The following is a 23,836-nucleotide window of genomic DNA, read 5'->3' on the forward strand; positions in this document are numbered from 1 at the left end:
CATCGCGGGCAAGCCCGCTCCCACAAGGCGTTGCTGGCGGGCGTCGCACGGTCGGTGGCACGGCGGTTCTGAGGCGAAATCGGCTCGCAGCGCCCACCCAAAAAGCGCGGGCAGCTATCTTTGCGATAGCTGTCCGCGCCGCTGGATCAGCGAATCGACCGCTTATTCGCCCGGGTAGCGCTGCATCACATAGGTGCCCGGCGCATCGGCCAGCGCGCGGCTGGCGGGGATGGGCTTGGCCTTGACCGGTGCCGACGAATGCCCGGCCAGCCAGCCCTGCCAGGCGGGCCACCACGAGCTTTCGCCGCGCTCGGCGGTCTGCAGCCATTCGTCGGCGCTGCGCCATTCGCCGCGCTCGGGGCGGGTGGCGATGCGGTAGTTGCGGCGCGGGTGGCCGGGCTGCGACACGATGCCGGCGTTGTGGCCGCCGCTGGTGAGCACGAAGGTGATTTCCACGTCGGTCAGCAGGTGCAGCTTGTAGACCGAGCGCCAGGGCGAGACGTGGTCGCGCTCGGTGCCCACGGCGAACACCGGCATGCGCAGGTCGTTCAGCGACACCGGCTTGCCGCCGACCTCGTAGCGGCCGTGGGCGAAGGCGTTCTTCAGGTACAGCGCCACCAGGTATTCGTGGTGCATGCGCGCCGGCAGGCGCGTGGTGTCGGCGTTCCAGGCCATCAGGTCGTTGCCCTGGTCGCGCTCGCCCATCAGGTATTCGCGCATGCGGCGCGTCCACACCAGGTCGCGCGAGTGCAGGAACTGGAACGAGCCGGCCATCTGCTTGCCGGTGAGGAAGCCCTGGCCCTTGGTCAGGTGGTCCAGCAGGTTGACCTGGCTCTCGTCGATGAACAGGCCCAGTTCGCCCGGCTCGGAGAAGTCGACCTGCGCGGCCAGCAGGCTGAGGGTCTTCAGCGCCGGCAGCTGCTCGTAGCCCTCCACGCCGCCATCGCGCGCCAGGGCCGCGGCGGCCATGGCCAGCAGCGTGCCGCCCAGGCAGTAGCCCATGGCGTGGATCTGCGGCGCGCGGGCGTCGTGGCCGACGGCGCCGATGGCGTCGAGCACGCCCATCTCCAGGTAGTCGTCCATGCTCAGCTCGCGGTCCGACTCGTCGGGGTTGCGCCACGAGATCATGTACACGGTGTGGCCCTGCTCGACCAGGTAGCGCACCATCGAGTTGTGCGGCGACAGATCGAGGATGTAGAACTTCATGATCCACGACGGCACGATCAGCACCGGCTCGGGGTGCACGGTGTCGGTCTGCGGCGCGTAGCGGATCAGCTCGATCAGGTGGTTGCGGAACACCACCTTGCCCGGCGTGGTGGCCACGTTGCCGCCCACCACGAAGCGGCCCTGGTTGGCCACGTCCTCGGCTGTGGGCACGCGCGTGAAGTCGGCCAGCCAGTTCTGCCAGCCCTTGGCCAGCGCGCCGCCGCCGCTTTCAATGGCGTTCTTCAGCACCACCGGGTTGGTGGCCAAGCGGTTGGCGGGCGACATCATGTCGAGGTACTGGCGGGCGAAGAAGTCGACCAGCGCCGTGTGGTGCTCGGTCACGCCCGGCACCTTGGCGGCCTCGCGCCAGAAGGCCTCGGCGTTGCGGAAGCCGGTGCGCCACTGGCTGAACGGCCATTGCGACCATTCCTCGGCGCGAAAGCGCGGGTCGTCGTCCTTCAGCCCTTCGCCCTGGCTGCTGCCGTCGCGCATCTGGGCGGTATCGGTTGCCAGTTGGTTGGCCAGCACGGCCAGTTCCATCTGGCGGCCGGGCGAGGCGGCCAGGTGCCAGGCCCAGTCGGCAAACGCCAGGCTGAGCGCGATGGGCGACAGGTTGCCGGCCACGGGCGCCACGGCGGTCTGGATCAGGCGGTCGAGCTTCTGGGTGGGCGTTTCGTCGCTCACGCCGGCGTCGAAGGCCTCGACGCGGGACTCGTTCTGGGCCGCGCGGGCACGGCGGCGGGCGGCGCGGGCAATGGAGGGGTCGTGGCGGTCCATGGGCTTTTTCTCAGGTGATCGGGGGGTGGTGTATGAATGCTGTGTCGCCGTCATGGCAATACCGTGACAGGTGCGGTCACACCGGGCTTTGACAAGCAGAATAACCCACCACATCGCCCATTCTTTGACTCGCGTCAAGGCGGAACTTCCCTGAGCGGGCAACATCAGTCCAAAAAGTGGGCATGATGTGACCAAAGTCCCATGCCGGCACGACAAGGCTCCGCGCGGCATCGCGCGCGGCCGATCAGAAACAGGAGACAGACATGCCGTACCCCTTCGCACTTCGGCGGCCGTGCAGGCACGCCGGGTCGTCCCCAGGCCGCTGATGAACGCGGTGTTCGACGCCCTGAGCCTGCAGGCCGCCATGTTGGACGTGGTGGCCGCCAGCCATGCCACGCCGCGGCTGATCGGCGAGCGCCAGCAGCAGCGCCTGGTGCGCCTGCTCGAGGCCGCGCGCGCCGTGCCGGTGTACCGCGAGCGGCTGGGCAACGGCCGCCTGCGCTCGTCCGATCTCTCGCGCATGGCGCCGGTGGCCAAGCGCGAGCTGATGGACCGCTTCGACGAGTGGGTGACCCAGCCCGAACTGAAGCTGGACGAGTTGCGCGACTTCGTGTCCGATCCGGCGCGCGCCGCCGAGCCGTACCTGGACCGCTACGTGGTGTGGGAAAGCTCGGGCACCAGCGGGCAGCCGGGCATCTTCGTGCAGGACGCGCACGCCATGGCCGTGTACGACGCGCTGGAGGCCGTGCGCCACCGCCTGCCGGCGCGCGGCGGGCGCGGGCTGTTTGCCGCCTTCGCCGCCTTCGACGTGATGGGCGCCAGCGACCGCACGGCGCTGGTGACGGCCACCGGCGGGCACTTCGCGAGCGTGGTCAGCTTCGAGCGGCTGCGCCGCATCAACCCCTGGCTGGGCGCGGCGTCGCGCAGCTTCAGCCTGCTGCAGCCGGTCGATGAACTGGTGGCGGCGCTCAACGACTTTCAGCCCAGCGTGCTGGCCACCTACCCCACGGCGGCGGCGCTGCTGGCCGACGAGGCCGAGGCCGGCCGCCTGCGCATCAGCCCGCGCTGCGTGGTGACCGGGGGCGAAACCCTGGGCAAGGCGGTGCGCCAGCGCATCGCCCAGGTGGCGGGCTGCCAAGTGCGCAACAGCTATGGCGCGTCGGAGTTCCTGCCGCTGGCCTGGGAGTGCGCACACGGCCACCTGCACGTGAACGAGGACTGGGCGCTGCTGGAGCCGGTGGACGAGAAGCTGCGGCCGCTGCCCGCCGGCGTGCGATCGCACAGCGTGCTGCTCACCAACCTGGCCAACCTGGTGCAGCCGCTGATCCGCTACGACCTGGGCGACCAGGTCACCTTCACCGGCCAGCGCTGCGCCTGCGGCTCGGCCCTGCCGGTGATCGAGGTGGAAGGCCGCAGCGACGACGTGATGCAGGTGCCCAGCCAGCGCAAGGGCCAGAAGGTGAGCCTGTTGCCACTGGCGCTGTGCACCGTGGTGGAGGAAGAGTGCGGCCTGTTCGACTTCCAGCTGCAGCAGCAGGGGCCGAGCACGCTGGTGCTGCGCATTCCCCTGCGCGGCGAGGCCGCCGAAGCCGCCATCGGCCGCTGCCGCGACGCGCTGCAGCACTTCGCGCTGCTGCAGGGCGCCGAGCCCATCCGCGTGCTGGGCGAGCCCGGCTGCGATGTGCCGCGCGGGCGCAGCGGCAAGGCCTGCCGCGTGGCGCTTTGACAAGCTGGGGCGTCTCGCGCACGGTGCTCAATGAAGTTGCGCCACCGCGTGACTCTCCGTCGCCACCCGCAGGGGGGAGAGGGCAGGGGTGAGGGGGGCGCCGCCGCAGGTGGCGCAAGAAGCGCCCCAACCACCCTCATCCCAACCCTCTCCCGCCAGCGGGAGAGGGGGTACTTGCGTTGAAGTCCAATGCTTCTGAATTGATAGTGGTTGGCGCTTGTCCAGTCTTGATTTCAAGAAAAAAACATCTGAAATCGTTTATTGGCAAGCGCAAGAAGCTATCTTATTGATATCAGGCGCAGCATTCACGCCCCCGCCACCTGCCGCACCCGCGCCTCGCGGATCGGCAGGTTCAGCACCGCCGCCAGCAGCGCCAGCGCGATGTCGGCCCACCACATCCACGTGTAGTCGCCGAACTGCGTGATCGCCAGCCCGCCCAGCCACGCGCCCAGAAAGCCGCCGATCTGGTGCGTCAGCAGCGTCAGCCCGAACAGCGTGCCCAGGTAGCGCACCCCGAACAGCTTGGCGCACAGCCCGGCCGTGGGCGGCACCGTGGCCAGCCAGGTCAGCCCCAGGCCGACGGCGAAGACGTAGAACACCCACGCCTCGCGCGGCATCGCCAGGTACCACACGATCAGCACCGCGCGGCTGGCGTACATCAGCGCCAGAATCATCTTGCTGCGGTACTGGCTCACCAGATGCCCCACCGCCAGGCTGCCCACGATGTTGGCCAGCCCGATCAGCGCCAGCGACCAGCTGGCCACCGACGGCGGCAGCCCGCACAGGTCCACCTCGGTCGGCAGGTGCGTGACCAGGAACGCGATGTGAAAGCCGCAGGTGAAGAAGCCCGCGTGCAGCAGCAAGTAGCTGCGGTCGCCCAGCGCCGTCTTCAGCGCCGTGCGCAGGCCGCCGTCGGCGTTGCCGGCCGCGGCGGTGGTGTGCGGCGTGCTGCCCTTGGTCACGCGGCCCACCAGCGGCAGCGCCAGCAGCGTCATGGCCGCCAGCGAATACATGGCCCCCATCCAGCCCATCAGCTGGATCAGCTTCTGCAGCAGCGGCGCGAAGATGAACTGCCCCAGCGAACCGCCCGCGTTGATCACGCCCGACGCTGCGCCGCGCGCCTCGGCCGGCATGCGCTGCGCCGCCGCGCCGATCAGCACCGAGAAGCTGCCCGCACCCGCGCCCATGGCCGAGACCAGCCCGATGGCGAAGGTCAGCCCCCAGGCGCTGGTCATGAACGGCGTGATGGCGCTGCCGATGGCCAGCAGCACGATGCCCGCCAGCAGCACCGGCCGCGGCCCCCAGCGGTCGGCCGCCGCGCCGGCCAGCGGCTGCACCGCGCCCCAGGCGAACTGCCCTACCGCCAGCGCAAAGCTGATGGCCACGATGCCCAGCCCCGTGGAGGTGTTCAGCGGCCCCACGAACAGCCCCAGCGACTGGCGCGCGCCCATGGTCACCATCAGGATGCCGGCCGCCGCCAGCGTGATGCCCATCACGCCGGGGCCTTTGAGTGTCTTGAACATGTTGGAAGTCGGTGGGTGCGCGCGCCGCCCATGCGGCGCACGGAGACGGCGATCATAGTGCCCACATCGGGTGCCAATGGCTCGATAATCATGGCCAATATGTCAACGAATCATTGACAATGAAGCGCCTTCCAGCCTCGCGCGTGCGCGGTTCCGGCCCGCCCACCGGTCTGGCCGCCATGGACCGGCCCATGCCCTGGCTGCCCGCGTGGCAGGCCTTCGTCAGGGTGGTCGAGGCCGGCAGCATGGCCGGCGCCGCGCGCCTGCTGGGCTGCACGCGCGCCCAGGTCAGTCGGCAGGTGGCCGAGCTGGAGGCCGCCTTTGGCGCCACCCTGCTGGAGCGCAGCACGCGCCGCCTGGCGCTGACGCCGGCGGGGCAGGTGTTTCACCAGCACGCACTGGCCGCGCTGGAGAGCGTGGCCGCCACGCATCTGGCCGTGGGCAACCTGGGCGGTGAGCCGCACGGCGTGCTGCGCGTCAGCGCCACCCACACCTTCGGCCGCCTGTACGTGGCGCCGCTGCTGCCGCGCCTGGCCGCGCAGCACCCGCGCCTGACCTGCGAACTGATCCTGACCGACCAGCTGGTCGACCTGGAGGCCGGCGGCATCGACCTGGCCCTGCGCATGACCCGCACCCCGCCGCAGGACGCCGTGGCGCGGCGGCTCGCCAGCCTCACGCGCGGCATCTACGCCGCGCCGGATTACCTGCGCGCGCACGGCGTGCCCGCCAGCGCGGCCGAGCTGAACCGCCACCAGACGCTGAGCTACCTGATGACCGAGGACCATCGCTGGTACCTGCTGACGCCGGACGGCGACGAACTGGTACACGCCGCCACGGCGCGCGTGCGCTTCAACAGCGGCGACTGCCTGCTCGACGCCGCGCTGGCCGGCCAGGGCCTGGCCATCCTGCCCAGCTACCTGGCCGTGCCGCACCTGGCCGCCGGCCGCCTGCAGCGCGTGCTGCCCGAGCTGGAACCCAACACCCCCTTCGGCCGCCACCTGTACGCCTGCTACACCCCCAGCCGCCGCCGTACGCCCAAGGTGCGCGCGCTGCTGGAGATGCTGGTGGCCGAGTTCGAGCCCGTGCCGCCGTGGGAGCGCTGAGCCGGGGGCGTGGCGGCGGCGGGGTCTTGTGTCGTGCCTCAGAGCAATCGCCTGCGATCAGCAACAAGTCTCCCGGGCGAGCCCGCTCCCACAAGCGGTTTCTGAAACTTCCTGGGCATCAAGGAAAATCGGGCTTCAGCGCATGCTGCATAAGCGCAGGTAGCTATTGATAGCGTAGCAATTCGCGCCCATCCAGATCGCGCCCATCGCCCGCCGATAATCGCCAGCGTTGCCCCCGCACCGCATGACCGACGCCGCCGCCCCCACCGCCGACCGCACGCCACTGGCCACCGCCGTGGTGCTGGAGGCCGTGCAGCGCATCGAGGCCGCCGGCCTGCTGGACGACCAGGCCGCGCTGCAGCAGGCCTTCCGCACCCGGCCCACGCGCGCCGCGCAGGTGGCCGAGCGCGGCTGGCTGCTGGGCCAGCGCCTGGGCCTGCCGGCCGAGCTGGCGCGCTGGCGCCACCTGGGCTGGTGGGTGGTGGCAGCGCTCGCCGTGGCGATGGCCTTTACGGGCCTGGGCACGGCGCGCGCCGTGCTGGGCGAGGGGCGCAGCATCAACGCCGTGGCGGCCTTCGTCAGCCTGCTGGGGCTGCATGCCGTGATGCTGGCGGTGTGGCTGCTCGGGCTGCTGTTCACGCAAGGCCGCTGGGCCGGCCCGTCGCTGGGGCGGCTGGCGCTGTGGCTGACGGCGCGCCTGCCGCTGGACCGCGGGCCGCACGCCCTGACCATGCTGCAAGCCGTCACCGCCGTGCTGCAGCGCCAGCGCCTGCTGGCCTGGCTGACCGGCGCGCTGAGCCACGGAATCTGGACGCTGGCCTTCCTCATCATGCTGGCGGTGCTGGCCTTCGGCTTCGCCTTTCACGCCTACACGCTGACGTGGGAGACCACGATCCTCAGCGCCACGTTCTTCCAGCGCTTCGTGCACGTCACCGGCGCGCTGCCGGCGCTGCTGGGCTTTCCGGTGCCGGATGCGGCTGCGGTGCAGACGGTGGGCAACGCAGGCGTGCGCGCCTGGGTCGACGCCACCAGCCAGCGCGAATGGGCCTGGTGGCTGATGGGCTGCGTGGTGGTGTACGGCCTGCTGCCGCGCCTGGGGTTGATGGTGCTGAGCCTGCTGCGCTGGCGTGCCGGCGCGCGGCGGCTGGGCGCCGTGGACATGGCCGACCTGTACGTGCGCCGCATCGTCGCGCGGCTGGACGCGCTGGAGCCGCCGCCCCAAGTCATCGACCCCGAGCACCGCGCCACCGATCTGGACCAACCCACGCCTTCCAGCGCGCCGCCGGGTGCGCCGGGCTCGCTGGCCGTGGTTGGCTTCGAGCTGCCACCCGAGATGGCCTGGCCCATCGACGGCCTGCCCACCGGCACGCTGCCGCCCGAGCGCATCGCCGGCAGCGCGCGCGAGCGGCAGGCGGTCACCACGCGGCTGGCGCAGGCGCGGCCCGAATCGCTGCTGCTGGTGGTGCACGCCACGGCCAGCCCCGACCGCGGCACCGCGCGCTTCGTGCGCGAGGCGGCGGCGCAGGCCGGGCGGACGGCGCTGTTGCTGGCGGGCGAGGGTGGCGCAGCGCTGCCAGAGGCGGCGGTGCAGCGCTGGCGTGCGTGGCTGGATGCAGAGGGTTTCGAGGCCCTGGCGCCCGTGGAATCTGCGCAGGCAGCTATGGATTGGGCAGCGAGTTCGCATGACTGAATTGGGCGACTGCTTCTCATGCCCGAGCCCTGTCGCATGGCTCGAAACTCCCTCGCCCCTCCGGGGAGAGGGTGGGGGTGAGGGGCTGGCGCGCCTATCGCCGCCGTCGTTCACCCTCACCCCGACCCTCTCCCGCCAGCGGGAGAGGGGGTAATTCCATGACCATGACTGAGCCGCTCCGCATCGCCATCGTCGGCCACACCAACGCCGGCAAGACCTCGCTGCTGCGCACGCTGACGCGCCAGGTGGATTTCGGCGAGGTGTCCGACCGCCCCGGCAGCACGCGCCACGCCGAGGCCATTGACCTGCGCCTGGACGGTGCCGTGGCCGTGCGCTTCATCGACACGCCGGGGCTGGAGGATTCGGTCGCGCTGCTTGAATACCTGAACACGCTGGAGGCCGATTCGCGCCCCGAGCGCGTGCGCGCCTTCCTGCGCGGCCCCGAGGCCAGCCGCAGCTTCGAGCAGGAGGCCAAGGTGCTGCGCGCGCTGATCGAACAGGCCGACGCGGCCATGATCGTGATCGACACGCGCGAGCCGGTGCTGCCCAAGTACCGCGCCGAGATCGAGATCCTGAGCTGGTGCGCCAAGCCCATCATGCCGGTGCTGAACTTCGTGCGCTACCTGAACACGCGGCTGGACGACTGGCACCAGGTGCTGCTGGAAAGCGGCCTGCACGCGCGGGTCGAGTTCGACGTGGTGGCGCCGTTCAACGGCTCCGAGCGCCAGCTCTACAGCGACCTGGCCACGCTGCTGCCGGCGCGGCGCCAGCAGCTGAACGGCATCGTCGACGCGCTGACGCTGCAGGCGCGTGAGCGGCGCCTGGCCGCCTGCCGCGTGGTGGCGTCCACGCTGATCGACGTGGCCGCCATGCGGCGCGCGCTGCCGGCCGAGGAATTTGAAGACGAAGTGCGCCAGAAGGCCTTCGTGCGTGCCTTCCAGGACGACGTGCGGCGCCACGCGCGGCGCGCCGTCGACGAGCTGCTGGCCGTGTTCGCCTTTCGCCCCGACGACGCCGAGCTGGCCGAGATGCCGCAGCTGGGCGGCCGCTGGGAGGATGATCTGTTCAACCCCGAGCTGCTGAAAGAAGCCGGCAAGCGCCTGGGCCTGGGCGCCATGATCGGCGCGGGGCTGGGCGTGGTGGCCGACGTGGCCATGGCCGGCCTGTCGCTGGGCGCCGCCACCACGCTGGGCGCCACCATTGGCGGCGCGGCCAGCGGCGGCTGGCGGCCGCTGTGGCGCAAGCTCGAGAACCGCCTGGCCGGCGTGCAGGAGCTGACGGTGGAAGATCCGGTGCTGCTGCTGCTGGCCGACCACCTGCTGGACCTGGCCCGCGCGCTGGAGCAGCGCGGCCATGCCGCGCAGGACAAGCTGCGCGTGACCGACGAGCGCGTGGACGAAGGGCTGCGCGGCGTGGTGCGGGCGCTGGGCACGGCGCGCGGCCACCCCGAGTGGGAGCGCGGCGACGGCCGCCGCGCGGCCGGCAGCACCGACCGGCAGGCGCTCGAATCCGAAGTGGCGCGCGAGTTGGACCAGCGCTTCGAGGTTGCCGCGGCCTGATGCCGTTTCAACAATGACGAATGACCGCGGCTGGCGCCGCATGACCCATGACGAATGGCCTCTTTGTCATTGAAGCGCAGCGAAGTCATTTGTCATTCGTCATTCTTGAAAGCGAATTGGTAGGCGCGCTGGCCGATGTGGGCTGGGCGATACACCCTGTGCCGCCGGCTGCACGCATGCCGCCGCCTGTCGGCGCCGTCCGCTTGACAAGCGCGCCCAGCGCGGCAGACTCAAGGGCACATCTGTAAGCAAGTGCAAAATAACGCCATGAAAAAGACCGCCACCTTCGTTTCCGCCCTGCTGCTGGCCGCCGGCGCGCAGGCCGCCTGCTACACGGTGATGGGGCCCAAGGGCCAGATCCTGTCGGAGACCTCGACCCCGCCGGTCGACATGTCGTACCAGCTGCACCAGACCGTGCCTTACAAGTACGGCAAGGGCGCCACCATGGTGTTCGGCATTGCCGATGCCAACTGCGGCCCCGACGCCGACCCGTATTACGACCTCAAGCCCACGCAGGTGGTGTACCGCGAAGGCCGCGCCCAGCGCGTGCGCGCGGGCCAGCGGGCACCGCGCCGCGACCGCGAGTAAGGCACGGCACGCGCGCCGCATCCCGCACCAGGCAAGCCGGGGGCCAGCAAGAGCCCCCGGCTTTTTTCATCGCCTGCGCCATATACTCCCCATACACATGGCTCGCAGCGCCCGCTGGACAAGCGCTGAAGACACATACTCCCCAATTCAGGCCATCGCCTCACTGCAGGAACGGCAGCTGCGTAAAGAACTGCAGCACCGCCGCGTTCACCAGATCGACGAAGAACGCGCCCACCATCGGCACGATCAAAAAGGCCTTGTACGACGCGCCATAGCGGTCGGTGATGGCCTGCATGTTGGCAATCGCCGTGGGCGTGGCGCCCATGCCGAAGCCGCAGTGCCCGGCGGCCAGCACGGCCGAGTCGTAGTCGCTGCCCATCACCTTGAAGGTCACGAAGGCGGCGTACAGCATCATCACGCCGACCTGCGCGAACAGGATCACCATCACCGGCAGCGCCAGGTCGGTCAGCTCCCACAGCCGCAGCGACAGCAGCGCCATGGCCAGAAACAGCGACAGCGAGGCGTTGCCGAACACGTCGATGGCGCGGTCGAACATGTCGAAGTTGAAGAAGTGCGTGAGCACGTTGCGGATCACCACGCCGCCGCCCAGCGCCCACACGAAGGTCGGCAGCTCGAACACCGTGCCCTTGGCCACCGTGGTCATCACGCCGGCAAAGGCCATGCAGGCGGCAAACAAGGCCAGCGTCTCGATGGTGGACGAGGCGGTGATCAGCCGGATCTCGTCCGGCTTGTCGAACATGGCGGCGTCGGGTTCGTCGCCGGCCTCGGTGTGGCGCGTGCTGTACAGCGACTGCGCCGCGGCCACGGCCTCCACCTCGGTCTGCCGCGTGGGCGGGGCCAGCTTGCTGTGGCCAATGCGCTTGATCAGGTGCTTGGCCACCGGCCCGCCGATCAGCCCGCCCGCCACCAGGCCGAAGGTGGCCGTGGCGATGCCCAGCGTGGTGGCGCCGGTGATGCCGTACTTGCTCTCCAGCACCGGCCCCCAGGCGCCGGCCGTGCCGTGGCCGCCGGTGAGCGTGATGGAGCCGGTGACCAGCCCGATCAGCGGATCGAGCCCCAGCGCCGCCGCCAGGCCCACGCCCACCGTGTTCTGCACCACGATGAACACGGCCACCACCATCAAGAACACCGCCAGCGGCTTGCCGCCGGCCCTCAGGCGCGTGAAGTCGGCGCTGAGGCCGATGGACGAGAAGAACATCAGCATGAAAGCCGTCTGCAACTGTGTCTGGAACTTGAAGGTGAGCCCGAAGAACACGTTGAGCAGGAACACGATGACGCCCGCCACCAGCCCGCCCGCCACCGGCTCGGGGATGTTGAAGTCCGACAGGAACCTGACCTTGACCACCAGAAAGCGGCCCAGCAGCAGCACCAGGGTGGCCAGGATCATGGTGTAGTAGCCGTTCAGTTCGATTTCCATGCCGATGTCCTTTCTTGCTTTTCGGGTTCTCAGGCGCCGCGGCGGTCAGCGCCTGAAGGGTGATCGATTTTCCAGATGTTCCATGTAGCCGTCGATACCCTCGGCTTCGCGCGCCAGAAAGCGCCCCACCGCGTCGGCGAAGGCCGGGTGCGCCAGCCAGTGGTGGCTGGCCGTGGGCACCGGCATCAGCGCACGCGCCATCTTGTGCTCGCCCTGCGCGCCGCCCTCGAAGCGCGCCACGCCGTGGCGGATGCACCAGTCGATCGGCTGGTAGTAGCAGGCCTCGAAATGCAGGCAGTCCACGCGCTCCAGCGCGCCCCAGTAGCGGCCGTAGGCGATGGGGGCAGCGGGCGCGGCGGCCAAGGCGGGTGGGGCGGGCGGCGGCGTGCCCGCGCCGGTCGCCGGCGCTTCATGCTGTTCGTTCGCGGCTTCCGCCGCTCCTACCCCGGCCCGGGGCCGCGCCATCCCTTGTAGGAGCGGCGGAAGCCGCGAAAAATCAGCTCCCATTGCGCCCCCAGCGCCCGCCGAATCAGCGCCAACAGCTATCAAACTGGAAGCAATCGGCGCCCCCTCGCGTTCGGCGATGAACAACACCCACGCATCGGCCATGTCGCGCGCCATGGCGTCGAAGAAGGCCGGCGTCAGGTACGGCGCGTTGCCGTGCTCCAGGTAGGTGCGCTCGTAGCAGCGATAGAAGAAGGCCCAGTCCGCCGGCGCGATGTCGGCGCCGCGCGCCCAGTGAAAGCGCACGCCCGCCTCGGCCACCTTGCGCCGCTCCTGGCGGATCTTCTTGCGCTTGTCCTGCGACAGCGAGGCGAGGAAGTCGTCGAAGCTGGTGAAGGGGCGCGCCTCGGCCGGGTGGCGGTTCTTCCAGTGAAACTGCACCTGCTGGCGCTGCATCAGGCCCGCGGCCTCGCACGCCGCGTGGTCGGCCGCATCGCCATACAGCACGTGCAGCGACGACAGCCCTTGCGCCTCGCACCAGTCCACCAGCGCCCGCACCAGCGCCGCGCGCGTTGCCGCATCGCGCGCCAGCAGGCGGCTGCCCGGCACCGGCGTGAACGGCACCGCCACCAGCGCCTTGGGGTAGTAGCGCAGGCCGTGCTCGGCATAGGCGTTGGCCCAGGCCCAGTCGAACACGTATTCGCCATACGAATGCGCCTTGACGTACAGCGGGCAGGCGGCGGCCAGTTCGGCGCCGTCCCACAGCAGCAAGAAGCGCGGCGCCCAGCCCGTGCCCGGCACCGCGCTGCCGCTGTCGTGCAGGGCGGCCAGGTAGGCGTGGCGGATGAAGGGCGTGGGCGTGGCCTGGGTGGCCAGCAGCGCGTTCCATGAATCGGCGTCGATCCGCCGCGGGTCGTCCACCCACTGCACGCGCATCGTGGCTTACTCCAGGTCGAAGTGAAACGGCAGCACGGCGGTGGCGGGCGCGTAGTTGCCCACTACCGGCGGCAGCGTGCAGCGGCGCGCGATGGCCAGCGCGGCGCGTTCCAGCGCCAGCGTGGCGGCACGGCGCTGCGCGGCTGGCGGGTCGGGATCGCGCTCGGAATGGATGGTCAACTGCGAAGGCTCGACCAACCGCGCCTGCGTCACGTGGCCCTGCAGATCGACCGTGAGCTGCACGCGCACCTGGCCCTGCAGGCCGATGCGCATGGCGGTGGCCGGATACCGCACAGGCGGGCAGGTCTGCGATGCCATGGGCCGCGGCTCGGGTGGCGGTGGCTCGGGCGTGGGCGGCGTCTGGCAGGCCGCGAGCACGGCGGCGGCCAGCGCCACCAGGCCGAAGTGTGGGTGGGGTGCCAGGCGATGCATGGCCGCCAGCTTACCCCGGCGGGCCGGCCATCCCGTGCGGCCATGACAGCCCTGACCTGAGCGAGGGCAGGGTGCTGCGCGTCAGCAGCCCGAACGCGCGGGTGCACGGCCATCGATGCAACGGCACGGCCAGCTCCGGTCCATGGGCTCGTTCACATTCCAGATGAAAGCTGCCATATCTCGTCATTCCGGCGCAAAGCCTGCCCCGTACCGCGACACGCAGCCGCAATCCAGACGGCATGTGCGGAGCAACATGGATCCCGGCCTTCGCCGCAATGACGGTGATTGACGCATTGCATTGGAAATGGAATCACCCCTGCGCGGCACGCTGGGGGCCGAGCACTGCGGCGGGTTCGTCGTGCGTGTGTCCGCACCGCATGGCGCCCAGGCCGTGCGGCTTCCAGACTCCAGCGTACCGCCGGGCAGGGTGCCGCCAGGGCGCCCTGCGCTCGCAGCCGCCGCTCAGCCCCGGCGCAGGCGCCGCGCGCCCAGCCCGGCGGCGGCCAGGCCCAGCAGCATCAAGCCCCATTGCCACAGCGTGGGCACGGCGGTCACGGCCGCAACCGGGGCAGCCTGCGGCGTGACGGCCACGGGGGCTGATGCAGCGCCCGTGCCCACGGCGTTGACGGCGGCCACGGTGCAGTCGTAGGTGGTGCCGTTGGTCAGGCCGGCAACCACGATGGGGCTGGCCGCGCCGGTGGCGGTGACGGCGGTGCCGCCGCCCTGCGGGGTGCAGCTGGCCTGGTAGCCGGTGATGGGGCTGCCGCCGGTGTCGGCGGGTGCGGTGAAGGCCAGGCTGGCCTGGGTGGGCGCTGCGGTGGCGGTCACGCCCGTGGGCGCGGCCGGCACGGTGGCCATCGGTGTCACCGCCGCCGGCGCCGAAGGCACGCTGCCGCCGGCGGCGTAGAGCGTGGTCACGGTGCAGTCGTAGAGGGTGCCGTTGGTCAGGCCGGGAACCACGATGGGGCTGCCGGCGCCATTGGCGCTGACGGCGGTGCCGCCGCCCTGCGGGGTGCAGCTGGCCTGGTAGCCCGTGACCGGGTTTGCCGCATCGGGCGGGGGTGGCGTGAAGGCCACGGTGGCCTGGGCATTGCCGGCCGTGGCGGTCACGCCGGTGGGCGGCAGGTTGAAGCTGATGTCGAGGTTGTCCATGGCGAAGTGCACCCAGCCCACCCCGCCCCCAGTCGGATAGCCGTGGCTTGTGCCGCCCGCCGCTGACATGTTCACGCGGTCGATCTGGCTCAGGTTCAAGGTCACCAGCGTGGGGGCGGTGGCCGACAGCGTGTGCGTGGTGGTCGACACCGCCGCGCCTTCACGGTAGGCGACGATGGTGACAATCAGGTCGTCGTTCCACGCGCCCGTGAGGTACACGCTATTGAAGTTGAACTTGGTGCCGCCGGGGGCGGTGACGGTGAATTCGGCGGGGAAACCGCCCCCGTTGTACGCCACATGGCTGCCCGAGACGCGGCCGGCGTTGTAGCCGGAGTTGCCGTCCCACGCCGTTGCACCATCAATGCAGTCGAAATTGCTCCAGTTCAGCCCGGCGTAGCCGTTGGGGATGAGCGTGCCCCAAGCACTGCAGGTCAGATCATCAAACGTGATGACGGCGGCCTGCGCCCCAGCGGGTGCGGCGGCCAGGCCCAGCGCCAGGCCCAAGGGCGCCAGCGCCGCGAGCGCGCGGCCCCAAAGCCCTTTCAGGCGAACAACGGTTGACGGCTGACGACTGACGGCTGACGGCTGACGGCTGACGGCTGACGGCTGACGGCTGACGGCTGACGGCTGACGGCTGACGGGTGCATGTAGGCGTCCTCGAATGACAGAGCGGGCCAATGTAACATTTTGCAATCCAACCGGCAAGGCCGGCCAGCCTGCTCGGCCGGCCCATGGGTGGCCGCCCGGTTACGATGCGGGCCATTGTTGTTGCCCCAGCCCGCCATGACCTTGCAGATCGCCGTCGCCCAGCTCAATTTCGTCGTCGGCGACATGCCGGGCAACGCGCAGAAGATCATCGACGCGGCCAGAACGGCCTACGCCCAGGGCGCGCGCCTGCTGCTGACGCCCGAGCTGTCGATCTGCGCCTACATCTGCGAAGACCTGTTCCTGCGCCCCTCGTTCATCGCCGCCTGCGACGAGGCGGTGAAGACGGTGGCGCGCGAAACCGCGGGGCTGACCGACATGGCCATCGTGGTCGGCCACCCGGTGGGCAAGGGCCAGCGCGGCAAGAGCATCACCGTGAGCCAGCGCACCAACTCGGCCAGCGTGATCCGCGATGGCCGCGTGATCGAGACCTATGCCAAGCGCCTGCTGCCCAACTACCAGGTGTTCGACGAGCGTCGCTACTTCGTGCCGGGGCAGGGCACCTGCGTGTTTCAGGCCGGCGGCGTGAGCGTGGGCCTGCTGATCTGCGAGGACGCGTGGTTCGACGAGCCGGCGCAACTGGCGAAAGAGGCGGGGGCCGAGCTGCTGGCCGTGATCAACGCCTCGCCCTTCCACGTCGGCAAGGGCTACGAGCGCGAGGCGATGATGATCGAGCGCGTGAAGGCCGTGGGCCTGCCGCTGGTGTATGCGCACCTGGTGGGCGGGCAGGACGAGGTGGTGTTCGAAGGCCACTCGTTCGCCGTCGGCCCCGATGCGCAACTGGCCGGCCGCGCCCCGAGTTTTGAAGAAAAACTGTGGTTTGTGCAGGCGCAGCGGGCGCCGGCAGCTATTGAATTGAAAGCATCCAAGGCGCCCGCGCGCGACCACGACGCCGACCTGTGGGATGCGCTGGTGATGGGCCTGCGCGACTACATGGGCAAGAACGGCTTCAGGACGGCGGCGCTGGGCCTGTCGGGCGGCATCGATTCGGCGCTGGTGCTGGCCCTGGCGGTGGACGCGCTGGGCGCGGGCAACGTGCACGCGGTGATGATGCCCAGCCCCTACACGGCCGGCATCAGCGTGGAGGACGCGCGCGAGATGGCGCGGCGCGTGGGCGTGCACTATGCCGAGATCTCGATCCGGCCCGAGTTCGAGAGCTTCAAGGCGTCGCTTCAGCCGCTGTTTGCCGGCAAGCCCGAGGACACGACCGAGGAGAACATCCAGGCGCGCATCCGCGGCGTGATGCTGATGGCGCTGTCGAACAAGCACGGCCACCTGGTGCTGGCCTGCGGCAACAAGAGCGAATACGCCGTGGGCTACAGCACGCTGTACGGCGACATGTGCGGCGGCTTCGCGCCGATCAAGGACGTGGTGAAGACGGCGGTGTTCCGCCTGGCGCGCTGGCGCAACGCGCACAACCCCTTCGGCACGGTGGCCAACCCGATCCCCGAGCGCATCATCACCCGCCCGCCCAGCGCCGAGCTGCGCGAGGGCCAGACCGACCAGGACAGCCTGCCGCCCTACGAGGTGCTGGACGCGATCATCGAGCGCTACATGGAGAACGACCTGGGCGTGGCCGAGCTGGTGGCCGAGGGCTTCCGGCCCGAGGACGTGGAGCTGGTCACGCGTCTGATCAAGATCAATGAATACAAACGCCGCCAGTCGGCCGAGGGCACGCGCGTGACGCACCGCGGATTCGGCAAGGACTGGCGTTATCCTATGACCAACAGATTCCGAGCCTAGGATTTCAGGAGCAACGCATGAAGCAGATCACCGCCATCATCAAACCCTTCAAGCTGGAGGAAGTGCGCGAGGGGCTGGCCGACGTCGGCGTCACCGGCCTCACCGTGACCGAAGTCAAGGGTTTCGGCCGCCAGAAGGGCCACACCGAGCTGTACCGCGGCGCCGAGTACGTGGTCGACTTCCTGCCCAAGGTGATGATCGAGGTGGTGGTGGGCGACGGCGACGTGGACCGCTGCGTCGAGGCCATCGTCAAGGCCGCGCGCACCGGCAAGATCGGCGACGGCAAGATCTTCGTCACTCCGGTCGAGCGCGTGGTGCGCATCCGCACCGGCGAAGAGGACGACGCGGCGATCTGATCCGCGCCCCCCACGCGCCGCCCGCCGGCGGCGCAGCGTCACCGCAAGGGTTCGCTCTGGCTTGGCCGGCGAACCCTTTTGCTTTTGGGGTGGCGCCCGGCCGTGGCGGGCTGGCGCCGAAGCGGGCCAGCGTGATTTATTTGACGCGCCGCCGTGGTGCGACCGCGACTTTGCGTCATCTTGGCGTCAGGATTTGAGAACCAATTTCCTAGAATGCTGTGCATACACAGGATGTAACCTGAACTTTTTTTGTACAGAAGCAGTGGGATTGTGATGCGCAAGGGTTTCGAGAAGTTGTCGCGCCGCCAGGTGTTGGCGCGCGGTGTGTCGGTGGTCGGGGCCGCCTCGGGCGTGCTGGGGGCGGGCCATGTGCTGGCGCAGGCGGCGCCGGCGGCCGCGCCGGCCAGGTTCAAGGTGGGCCTGATGCTGCCCTACAGCGGCACCTACGCCAAGCTGGGCGAGGCCATCGAGAACGGCATGCGCATGGCCGTGGCCGAGAAGGGCGGGCGCCTGGCCGGGCGCGAGGTGGAGTGGATCAAGCTGGACGACGAATCCGAACCCAAGAAGGCCGATGCCAACGCGCGCCGCCTGGTGCAGCAGGACAAGGTGGATGTCATCGTCGGCACCGTGCACTCGGGCGTGCAGATGGCGATCCAGAAGGTGGTGGCCGAGAGCGGCACGCTCAGCATCATCCCCAACGCCGGCGTGCACGCGGTGACGCGCAACGCCTGCCTGCCCAACGTGTTCCGCACCTCGTTCACGATGGGGCAGCCCACGGTGGCGCTGGGCCAGGCCATGATCGAGCGCAAGGCGCGCCGCGCCGTGTGGGTCACGTGGGACTATCCGGCCGGCGCCGACTCGCTGGAGGGCTTCCGCGAGGGCTACGTCAAGGCCGGCGGCAGCATCGTGAAGGAGCTGAAGGTGCCGTTCCCCAGCACCGACTTCAGCGCCGTGCTGGCCGAGATCGCGCAGCTCAAGCCCGACGCCGTTGCCTGCTTCTTCGCCGGCGGCGGTGCGGTCAAGTTCATGCAGGACTACGAGAAGGCCGGGTTGCGCCACCGCATTCCGCTGTACGGCTCGGGCTTTCTGACCGAGGGCGTGCTGGGCGACACCGGCACCGCGGCCGAAGGCATCTTGACCACGCTGCACTACAGCAACCTGCTGCCGTCGGTGCGCAATGGCGAGTTCCGCTACACCTATTCGCGCACCTTCCGCAGCGAGCCCGACGTGTACGCCATGCAGGGCTACGACAGCGGCCTGCTGCTGCGCCAAGGCCTGGAGGCGGTACAGGGCGACACGGGCAAGCGCGAGCAGCTCTACGGTGCCATGGAGGCGGCCGTCATCGACAGCCCGCGCGGCCAGTGGCGCATGGGCAAGGCGCACAACCCGGTGCAGGACATCTACCTGCGCACCGTGGCCAACGGCGAGAACCGCATCATCGGCGTGGCCGCCAAGGCGCTGGAGGATTCGGGTGCCGGCTGCAAGCTGGCCTGATGGCTCCGCGGCTTGCTTTTGATTCGATAGCTGCCGGCGCTTGACTGGCGCCGGCTGAAGGCCGAAAAGGCTTGAAAAAGCGCCTGAACCCCGGTGGGGCAGGCGCTTTTTTCATGGCGCTTCGGCAGGGCCCTGCGCGCCTGCGTGCGCTGGCTGGCGCGTGCCCGCGTCGCCGCCGCGACAAAGCAGCGTATCGCCCCCCGCGGTGCCCGCGCTAGGATTGAATCCACAGATTCAAAGGAGACCTTTCGCCCATGCGCCCGCACCACAAGTTCTGGCCGCCCCGCCTGCCGCACGCCATCACCCCGCCCGCCACCTCGCTGTGGCAGAACCTGGCCATCAGCGCGCTGCGCTACCCCGACAAGCCGGCCATCGTGTTCTTCGGCACGGTGATGACCTGGGCGCAGCTGAAGGCCGCCGCCGAGCGCCTGGCGGCCTACCTGCAATCGCTGGGTGTGCAAAAGGGCGACCGTGTGGTGCTGAACATGCAGAACTCGCCGCAGCTGGTGGTGGCGCACTTCGCCATCCTGCGCGCCGACGCGGTGGTGGTGCCGGTGAACCCGATGAACCGCGCCGAGGAGCTGAAGCACTACATCACCGACCCGGACGCCAAGGTGGCCATCACCACCGCCGACCTGGCCGGCGAGCTGGCCCGCGCCAGCGACGCGCTGCCCGAAGGCCAGCGCCTGCAGCACCTGATCGTCACCCAGTTCACCGACGCCTTCGACGGCAACGTGGAAGGCAACGACGCCCCGCCCGAAACCTGGCGCGACTGGCTGCTGACGCACCACGCGCTGCCGGCGCTGGCCGGCGGCCAGGTGCATGCGTGGAAGGATGCGCTGGCCTTCGACGGCCCGCTGGCCGAGGCCACCGCCGGCCCGCAGGACCTGAGCGTGCTGCCCTACACCAGCGGCACCACCGGCCTGCCCAAGGGCTGCATGCACACGCACGCCTCGATCATGCACAACGCCGTGGCCTGCGCGCTGTGGAGCGTGGCCACCGCCGAAACCGTGGGCCTGGTGGTGGTGCCGATGTTCCACATCACCGGCATGGTGGCGGTGATGCACGCCTCGGTGTATGCGGGTGCCACCATGATCCTGATGCCGCGCTGGGACCGCGAACTGGCCGGGCGCCTGATCTCGCGCTGGAAGGTGACCAACTTCACCAACATCCCCACCATGATCATCGACCTGCTGGCCAGCCCCAACTTCGCCAGCTTCGACCTGACCAGCCTGAAGACCATCAGCGGCGGCGGTGCGGCCATGCCGCAGGCGGTGGCGCAGCGCCTGTTCGACGCCTACGGCCTGCGCTACGCCGAGGGCTACGGCCTGACCGAGACCGCCGCGCCTTCGCACCAGAACCCGGTGGACCACACCAAGCAGCAGTGCCTGGGTATCCCGTTCATGAGCACCGACGCGCGCGTGGTCGACCCGGAAACTCTGAAGGAAGTGCCGCAGGGCGAGCAGGGCGAGATCGTGATCCACGGGCCGGAAGTGTTCCAGGGCTACTGGAAGCGGCCCGAGGCCACCGAGGCCGCGTTCTTCGAGCTGGACGGCAAGCGCTTCTTCCGCTCGGGCGACCTGGGCCGGGTGGACGAGGACGGCTACTTCTTCATCACCGACCGCCTCAAGCGCATGATCAACGCCAGCGGCTTCAAGGTGTGGCCGGCCGAGGTGGAGGCGCTGATGTTCAAGCACCCGGCGATCCAGGAGGCCTGCATCATCGCCACCAAGGACGCTTATCGCGGCGAATCGGTGAAGGCGGTGGTGGTGCTGCGGCCCAGCCACCAGGGCCAGGTGAGCGAGCAGGAGATCATCGACTGGTGCCGCGACCACATGGCGGTGTACAAGGTGCCACGCGTGGTGGAGTTTGCCGACGCACTGCCCAAGAGCGGCTCGGGCAAGGTGATGTGGCGCAGCCTGCAGGAGGCCGAGGCGAAGACTGGCGTGATGTAGTTTTGATAGCTGCCAGCGCAGACCCAGATTGCGCTGGCGGCCCAAAAGCTGCTTACTGGTCGCGCGGCGGCTCGGACGCCTTGCGGATGAAGAAACGCACGAACCAGATCCCCATGAAGATCATGAAGATGATGCCGGCGATGCTCATGAGGCCATAGTCGGTGCCGAAGAGGTCTTGCCAGAGTTTCATCGTTGTTTTCCTTTCAAGCGAATAGCCATGCGGCGAGTGTGGCCTGTATGGTACCGGCGTGTCTTGATCCGGCTCAATGTTCGCAGCGGGTCAGGGGCTATGTGCTGCGGCGCGGGGGCCGCGTGCCGCCCAGGTATTCGCCGGCCGTGACACCCATCGACACGTAGATGCTGGTCACGCCCTCGATGCCCACGTCGGCCGGCACCACCCAGGCCGCCGGCACGAACAGCAGGCCACCGCCCACCGGCACCGGCGCTGTGGGCACCAGCACGCCGTGAAACGGCTGGCCGCCCAGCATCACCGGCGCTTGCGTGGTCAGCAGGCCCAGCACCACCGTGCTGCTGGCGGCCTCGCCCTCGGCCGGGGGGCCGCCGAAGTACAGCCACACCGGGCTCATCGACTTCAGGCCCTCGTCCTTCGGCGTGCTGAGCAGGCCCACCAGCCGGTGCGCCACGTCGTACACCGTGCGCACCACCGGAATGCGCTGCATCAGCGCCTTGACCATGCGGTCGAGCCCGCGCTGCAGACCGGCCTCGACCAGCAGGCCGGTGCCGTACACCAGCGTCAGCAGCAGCAGCACGCCCATCAGGTAACCCAGCAGCGGCGAATGGGCCGCCACGCCCAGGCCGATGCGCGTTAGCAGCGTGCCGAAGGTGCTGCCCGGCCCGAGCCACTGCGCCACCAGCTGCAGGGCCCAGAACAGCAGCACCAGCGTCGCCGTCAGCGGCAGCAGCGCCAGCATGCCGGTGAGCAGCGGGCGCAGCGGGTGGAAGCGGGGGCGTGTGGTCATGGTCGGGCGCCATTGTGCCCGCGTCACCTGCGCGGTGGCGATGTTGGCGTTCAGGGCCTCAGCACCTATAGCTGAACCGATGGCCGCGGAGCAGGCCATGCGGGAACGCCGTGGAGCGGGCTTGGCTCGGCCGCTGGCGTTGTCCCCCTTTCAGGGGGAAGGCGCGCAGCGGCTCAGGGGGTGTTCATTTCACCGGTGGCGGCACGTAGAGGCTGTCGGACCAGGTGGCCAGCCACTGCGGCCGGAAGGCGACGAACACCGCCACCATCATGCCGGTCACCACCGCATCGCCCCAGGCCAGCAGCCAGCGCGCCACCATGGCCAGGTCGGGCTCCACGGTCACGGTCAGTATCTGGCCCGACCATTGCGCCAGCGCGCCGCTGACGAACAGGCAGATGGCGGTGCCCAGGAAGGCGCGGCCCAGGATGTAGACGAACAGGTTCTTCCACACCCAGCGGCGCAGCGCCATGCCCAGCAGGAAGGACAGCGTGGCGGGCACGATGCCCAGCCACAGCGCCATGTCGATCTGCTGCTGCCAGGGCACGGGGGCGATGAGCCCGGTGGTGAGTGCCACGATGCACAGCACCGGCACGGCCAGCGGCCAGCCGAGCACCAGGCCGATGAGGCAGGCGCCCGACAGCTGCAGCTGGATGGGCATGCGGTGCAGCCAGGGCAGCGCCCACAGCCAGGGGGTGATGACGAGCGCGGCCAGCAGGGGCGAGATCAGCGCGGTGTTCGCCAGCAGGCGCCAGGGCTTGAAGCTTAGGGCGATGGCGAGGGCGGTGAAGACGAGGAGGGGGGCGAGCAGTTCCATGCGGAGAAGGGGTTCCTGCGGGAGCCGTTCGGGGATTGTCGCGCTTTACTGGGGTGTTGGTGGCGCTGTTGGCCGGGATGTGCGCCCGGCGGCGCAGTCACTTCTTCTTGTCTCGCCAAAAAGAAAGTAACCAAAGAAAAAGGCGACCCCACTGGCCGTGTCCCTTCGCTTCGCTGCGGGCAACCTGCGATGCTCGGTCGCGGGGCGGCGCTGCGGAACTCGCTTCGTTCACTGCGTTCACTTCGCTCAGACAACCGCAGCGAGTCAGAGCACGAAGCGCGGCATGCTGCGCTGCCGCGCCCGCCCCACGCCCTGCGCTTCTCGGCACGGCCAGAGGGGAGGGGAAGTCCACTCGGGCCATCGCTGCGCTCGGCCTTGGCTGGGTCAGGCCGCTGCTTCGCGCGGCGTGCTGTTTTACTCCCTCTCCCGCGGGCGGGAGAGGGCTGGGGTGAGGGCCACCCAGCTCAAAAAAGATAGCTGCCTGCGCCCGTTTAAAGCTGAGTTCAGAATATTTTCTCTTGAAATCCTTGCAGATCAAGCGCAAGCCACTATCAAAACAAAAGCACAAAGGTTTCCCCCGCTACACCGCCATGTACCTCCCCGGCCGGTGGTTGATCGCCAGCGCCAGGTTCAGCACCACGGCGCCCAGCACCGACAGCGCCACGCGCCACGCGTCGGTCACGCCGAACGCCGCCAGCAGGATCAGCACGTCCAGCACCATCTGCACCTGCCCGGCGCGCCAGCCCAGGCGCTCCTGCAGGAACAGGGCGACGACGTTGATGCCGCCCAGGCTGGCGCGGTGCCGGAACAGCATCAGCAGCCCCGCGCCCACCAGCAGCCCGCCCAGCACCGCGGCCAGCGCGGGCGACAGGCGCTCGAACGCCAGGCCCCAGGGCAAGGCCCAGGCGAACAGCGACATCAGGCTCACCGCCGCCGCGGTGCGCAGGGTGAAGCCCTTGCCCATCTGCTTCCAGGCGAACAGGTAGAACGGCAGGTTGACGGCGAAGAACACCGGGCCGAACGGCCAGCCGGTGAGGTAGCTGATGAGCAGCGCAATGCCGGCGGTGCCGCCGGTCAGCAGCTTGGCCTGGCTGAACATCAGCGTGCCGAGCGCGATGAACAGCGTGCCGGTGAGCAGGCCCTGCACGTCCTCGTAGGGGCGGTGGGCCAGCGATTCGGGGGCGGGCATGGCGGGGCGCGCGGCGTGGGCGGCGC

At 69.7% G+C, this 23,836-nt stretch carries 19 protein-coding genes; 9 read left to right on the forward strand and 10 right to left on the reverse strand.

What is annotated here, in order from left to right:
- Nucleotides 1-162 precede the first annotated feature (162 nt).
- Nucleotides 163-1,983 carry a PHA/PHB synthase family protein gene (locus tag ACFSCU_RS09635; RefSeq protein ID WP_377560552.1) on the reverse strand — a complete coding sequence of 607 codons (1,821 nt, stop codon included), beginning with the start codon at nt 1,981-1,983 and terminating at the stop codon, nt 163-165.
- 325 nt (nt 1,984-2,308) lie between these two features.
- Between ACFSCU_RS09635 and ACFSCU_RS09640 the strand changes: the two genes are divergently transcribed.
- The gene (locus tag ACFSCU_RS09640; protein WP_377560553.1) at nt 2,309-3,709 is read left to right on the forward strand and encodes a phenylacetate--CoA ligase family protein; all 1,401 of its coding nucleotides are present in this window, start codon (nt 2,309-2,311) and stop codon (nt 3,707-3,709) included.
- Between the two features lie 305 nt (nt 3,710-4,014).
- On the opposite strand, the gene ACFSCU_RS09645 is transcribed toward ACFSCU_RS09640, so the two are convergent.
- Complete coding sequence (locus ACFSCU_RS09645; protein WP_180551073.1) at nt 4,015-5,232, reverse strand: MFS transporter; 1,218 nt, start codon at nt 5,230-5,232, stop codon at nt 4,015-4,017.
- Between the two features lie 119 nt (nt 5,233-5,351).
- On the opposite strand from ACFSCU_RS09645, the gene ACFSCU_RS09650 reads away from it, so the two are divergent.
- The 4 genes from ACFSCU_RS09650 to ACFSCU_RS09665 all read left to right on the forward strand — a co-directional run bounded on the left by ACFSCU_RS09650 (nt 5,352) and on the right by ACFSCU_RS09665 (nt 10,172).
- A complete protein-coding gene (locus ACFSCU_RS09650; protein WP_377560556.1) occupies nt 5,352-6,335 on the forward strand; it encodes a LysR family transcriptional regulator in 984 nt (327 codons plus the stop codon).
- Between the two features lie 244 nt (nt 6,336-6,579).
- On the forward strand, nt 6,580-8,025 hold the full coding sequence (locus tag ACFSCU_RS09655; protein WP_377560557.1) for a DUF2868 domain-containing protein: 1,446 nt from the start codon (nt 6,580-6,582) through the stop codon (nt 8,023-8,025).
- A 164-nt stretch (nt 8,026-8,189) separates the two neighbouring features.
- A complete protein-coding gene (locus tag ACFSCU_RS09660; protein ID WP_180551075.1) occupies nt 8,190-9,584 on the forward strand; it encodes a GTPase/DUF3482 domain-containing protein in 1,395 nt (464 codons plus the stop codon).
- A 267-nt stretch (nt 9,585-9,851) separates the two neighbouring features.
- Complete coding sequence (locus ACFSCU_RS09665; RefSeq protein ID WP_180551076.1) at nt 9,852-10,172, forward strand: hypothetical protein; 321 nt, start codon at nt 9,852-9,854, stop codon at nt 10,170-10,172.
- 160 nt (nt 10,173-10,332) lie between these two features.
- Here ACFSCU_RS09665 and gltS read toward each other — a convergent pair whose 3' ends face one another.
- The 4 genes from gltS to ACFSCU_RS09685 form a co-directional block, all read right to left on the reverse strand.
- On the reverse strand, nt 10,333-11,610 hold the full coding sequence (gene gltS, locus ACFSCU_RS09670; protein ID WP_180551077.1) for a sodium/glutamate symporter: 1,278 nt from the start codon (nt 11,608-11,610) through the stop codon (nt 10,333-10,335).
- 45 nt (nt 11,611-11,655) lie between these two features.
- Nucleotides 11,656-12,990: a GNAT family N-acetyltransferase gene (locus tag ACFSCU_RS09675; RefSeq protein WP_377560559.1), complete on the reverse strand. Its 1,335-nt coding sequence runs from the start codon at nt 12,988-12,990 to the stop codon at nt 11,656-11,658.
- Between the two features lie 6 nt (nt 12,991-12,996).
- Nucleotides 12,997-13,422 carry an energy transducer TonB gene (locus ACFSCU_RS09680; RefSeq protein WP_180551078.1) on the reverse strand — a complete coding sequence of 142 codons (426 nt, stop codon included), beginning with the start codon at nt 13,420-13,422 and terminating at the stop codon, nt 12,997-12,999.
- A 462-nt stretch (nt 13,423-13,884) separates the two neighbouring features.
- Complete coding sequence (locus tag ACFSCU_RS09685) at nt 13,885-15,078, reverse strand: IPTL-CTERM sorting domain-containing protein (RefSeq protein ID WP_377560560.1); 1,194 nt, start codon at nt 15,076-15,078, stop codon at nt 13,885-13,887.
- Between the two features lie 279 nt (nt 15,079-15,357).
- Between ACFSCU_RS09685 and ACFSCU_RS09690 the strand changes: the two genes are divergently transcribed.
- The 4 genes from ACFSCU_RS09690 (at nt 15,358) to ACFSCU_RS09705 (ending at nt 20,827) form a co-directional block, all read left to right on the forward strand.
- Nucleotides 15,358-17,022: an NAD+ synthase gene (locus ACFSCU_RS09690; RefSeq protein WP_180551082.1), complete on the forward strand. Its 1,665-nt coding sequence runs from the start codon at nt 15,358-15,360 to the stop codon at nt 17,020-17,022.
- A 17-nt stretch (nt 17,023-17,039) separates the two neighbouring features.
- Nucleotides 17,040-17,378, forward strand: a complete 339-nt coding sequence (locus tag ACFSCU_RS09695) for a P-II family nitrogen regulator (protein WP_180551083.1) — start codon at nt 17,040-17,042, stop codon at nt 17,376-17,378.
- 273 nt (nt 17,379-17,651) lie between these two features.
- Nucleotides 17,652-18,872, forward strand: coding sequence for an ABC transporter substrate-binding protein (locus ACFSCU_RS09700; protein WP_180551084.1), 1,221 nt, complete (start codon nt 17,652-17,654; stop codon nt 18,870-18,872).
- 254 nt (nt 18,873-19,126) lie between these two features.
- Nucleotides 19,127-20,827: a long-chain fatty acid--CoA ligase gene (locus ACFSCU_RS09705; RefSeq protein WP_180551085.1), complete on the forward strand. Its 1,701-nt coding sequence runs from the start codon at nt 19,127-19,129 to the stop codon at nt 20,825-20,827.
- Nucleotides 20,828-20,879: 52 nt separating this feature from the next.
- Here the strand turns inward: ACFSCU_RS09705 and ACFSCU_RS09710 are convergent, their stop codons facing one another.
- From ACFSCU_RS09710 to ACFSCU_RS09725, 4 genes are all read right to left on the reverse strand, one after another.
- Nucleotides 20,880-21,017: a DUF3149 domain-containing protein gene (locus tag ACFSCU_RS09710; protein WP_180551086.1), complete on the reverse strand. Its 138-nt coding sequence runs from the start codon at nt 21,015-21,017 to the stop codon at nt 20,880-20,882.
- Nucleotides 21,018-21,114: 97 nt separating this feature from the next.
- Nucleotides 21,115-21,807 (reverse strand): DUF502 domain-containing protein, encoded by a 693-nt coding sequence (locus tag ACFSCU_RS09715; protein ID WP_377560561.1) that lies wholly within the window; start codon nt 21,805-21,807, stop codon nt 21,115-21,117.
- A gap of 184 nt (nt 21,808-21,991) precedes the next feature.
- The gene (locus ACFSCU_RS09720; RefSeq protein ID WP_333707482.1) at nt 21,992-22,621 is read right to left on the reverse strand and encodes a hypothetical protein; all 630 of its coding nucleotides are present in this window, start codon (nt 22,619-22,621) and stop codon (nt 21,992-21,994) included.
- Between the two features lie 580 nt (nt 22,622-23,201).
- The gene (locus tag ACFSCU_RS09725) at nt 23,202-23,810 is read right to left on the reverse strand and encodes a YitT family protein (protein WP_180551089.1); all 609 of its coding nucleotides are present in this window, start codon (nt 23,808-23,810) and stop codon (nt 23,202-23,204) included.
- Nucleotides 23,811-23,836 lie beyond the last annotated feature (26 nt).

It is taken from the genome of Ottowia beijingensis (genome assembly GCF_042680925.1).
GTDB classification, from domain to species: Bacteria; Pseudomonadota; Gammaproteobacteria; order Burkholderiales; family Burkholderiaceae_C; genus Ottowia; species Ottowia beijingensis.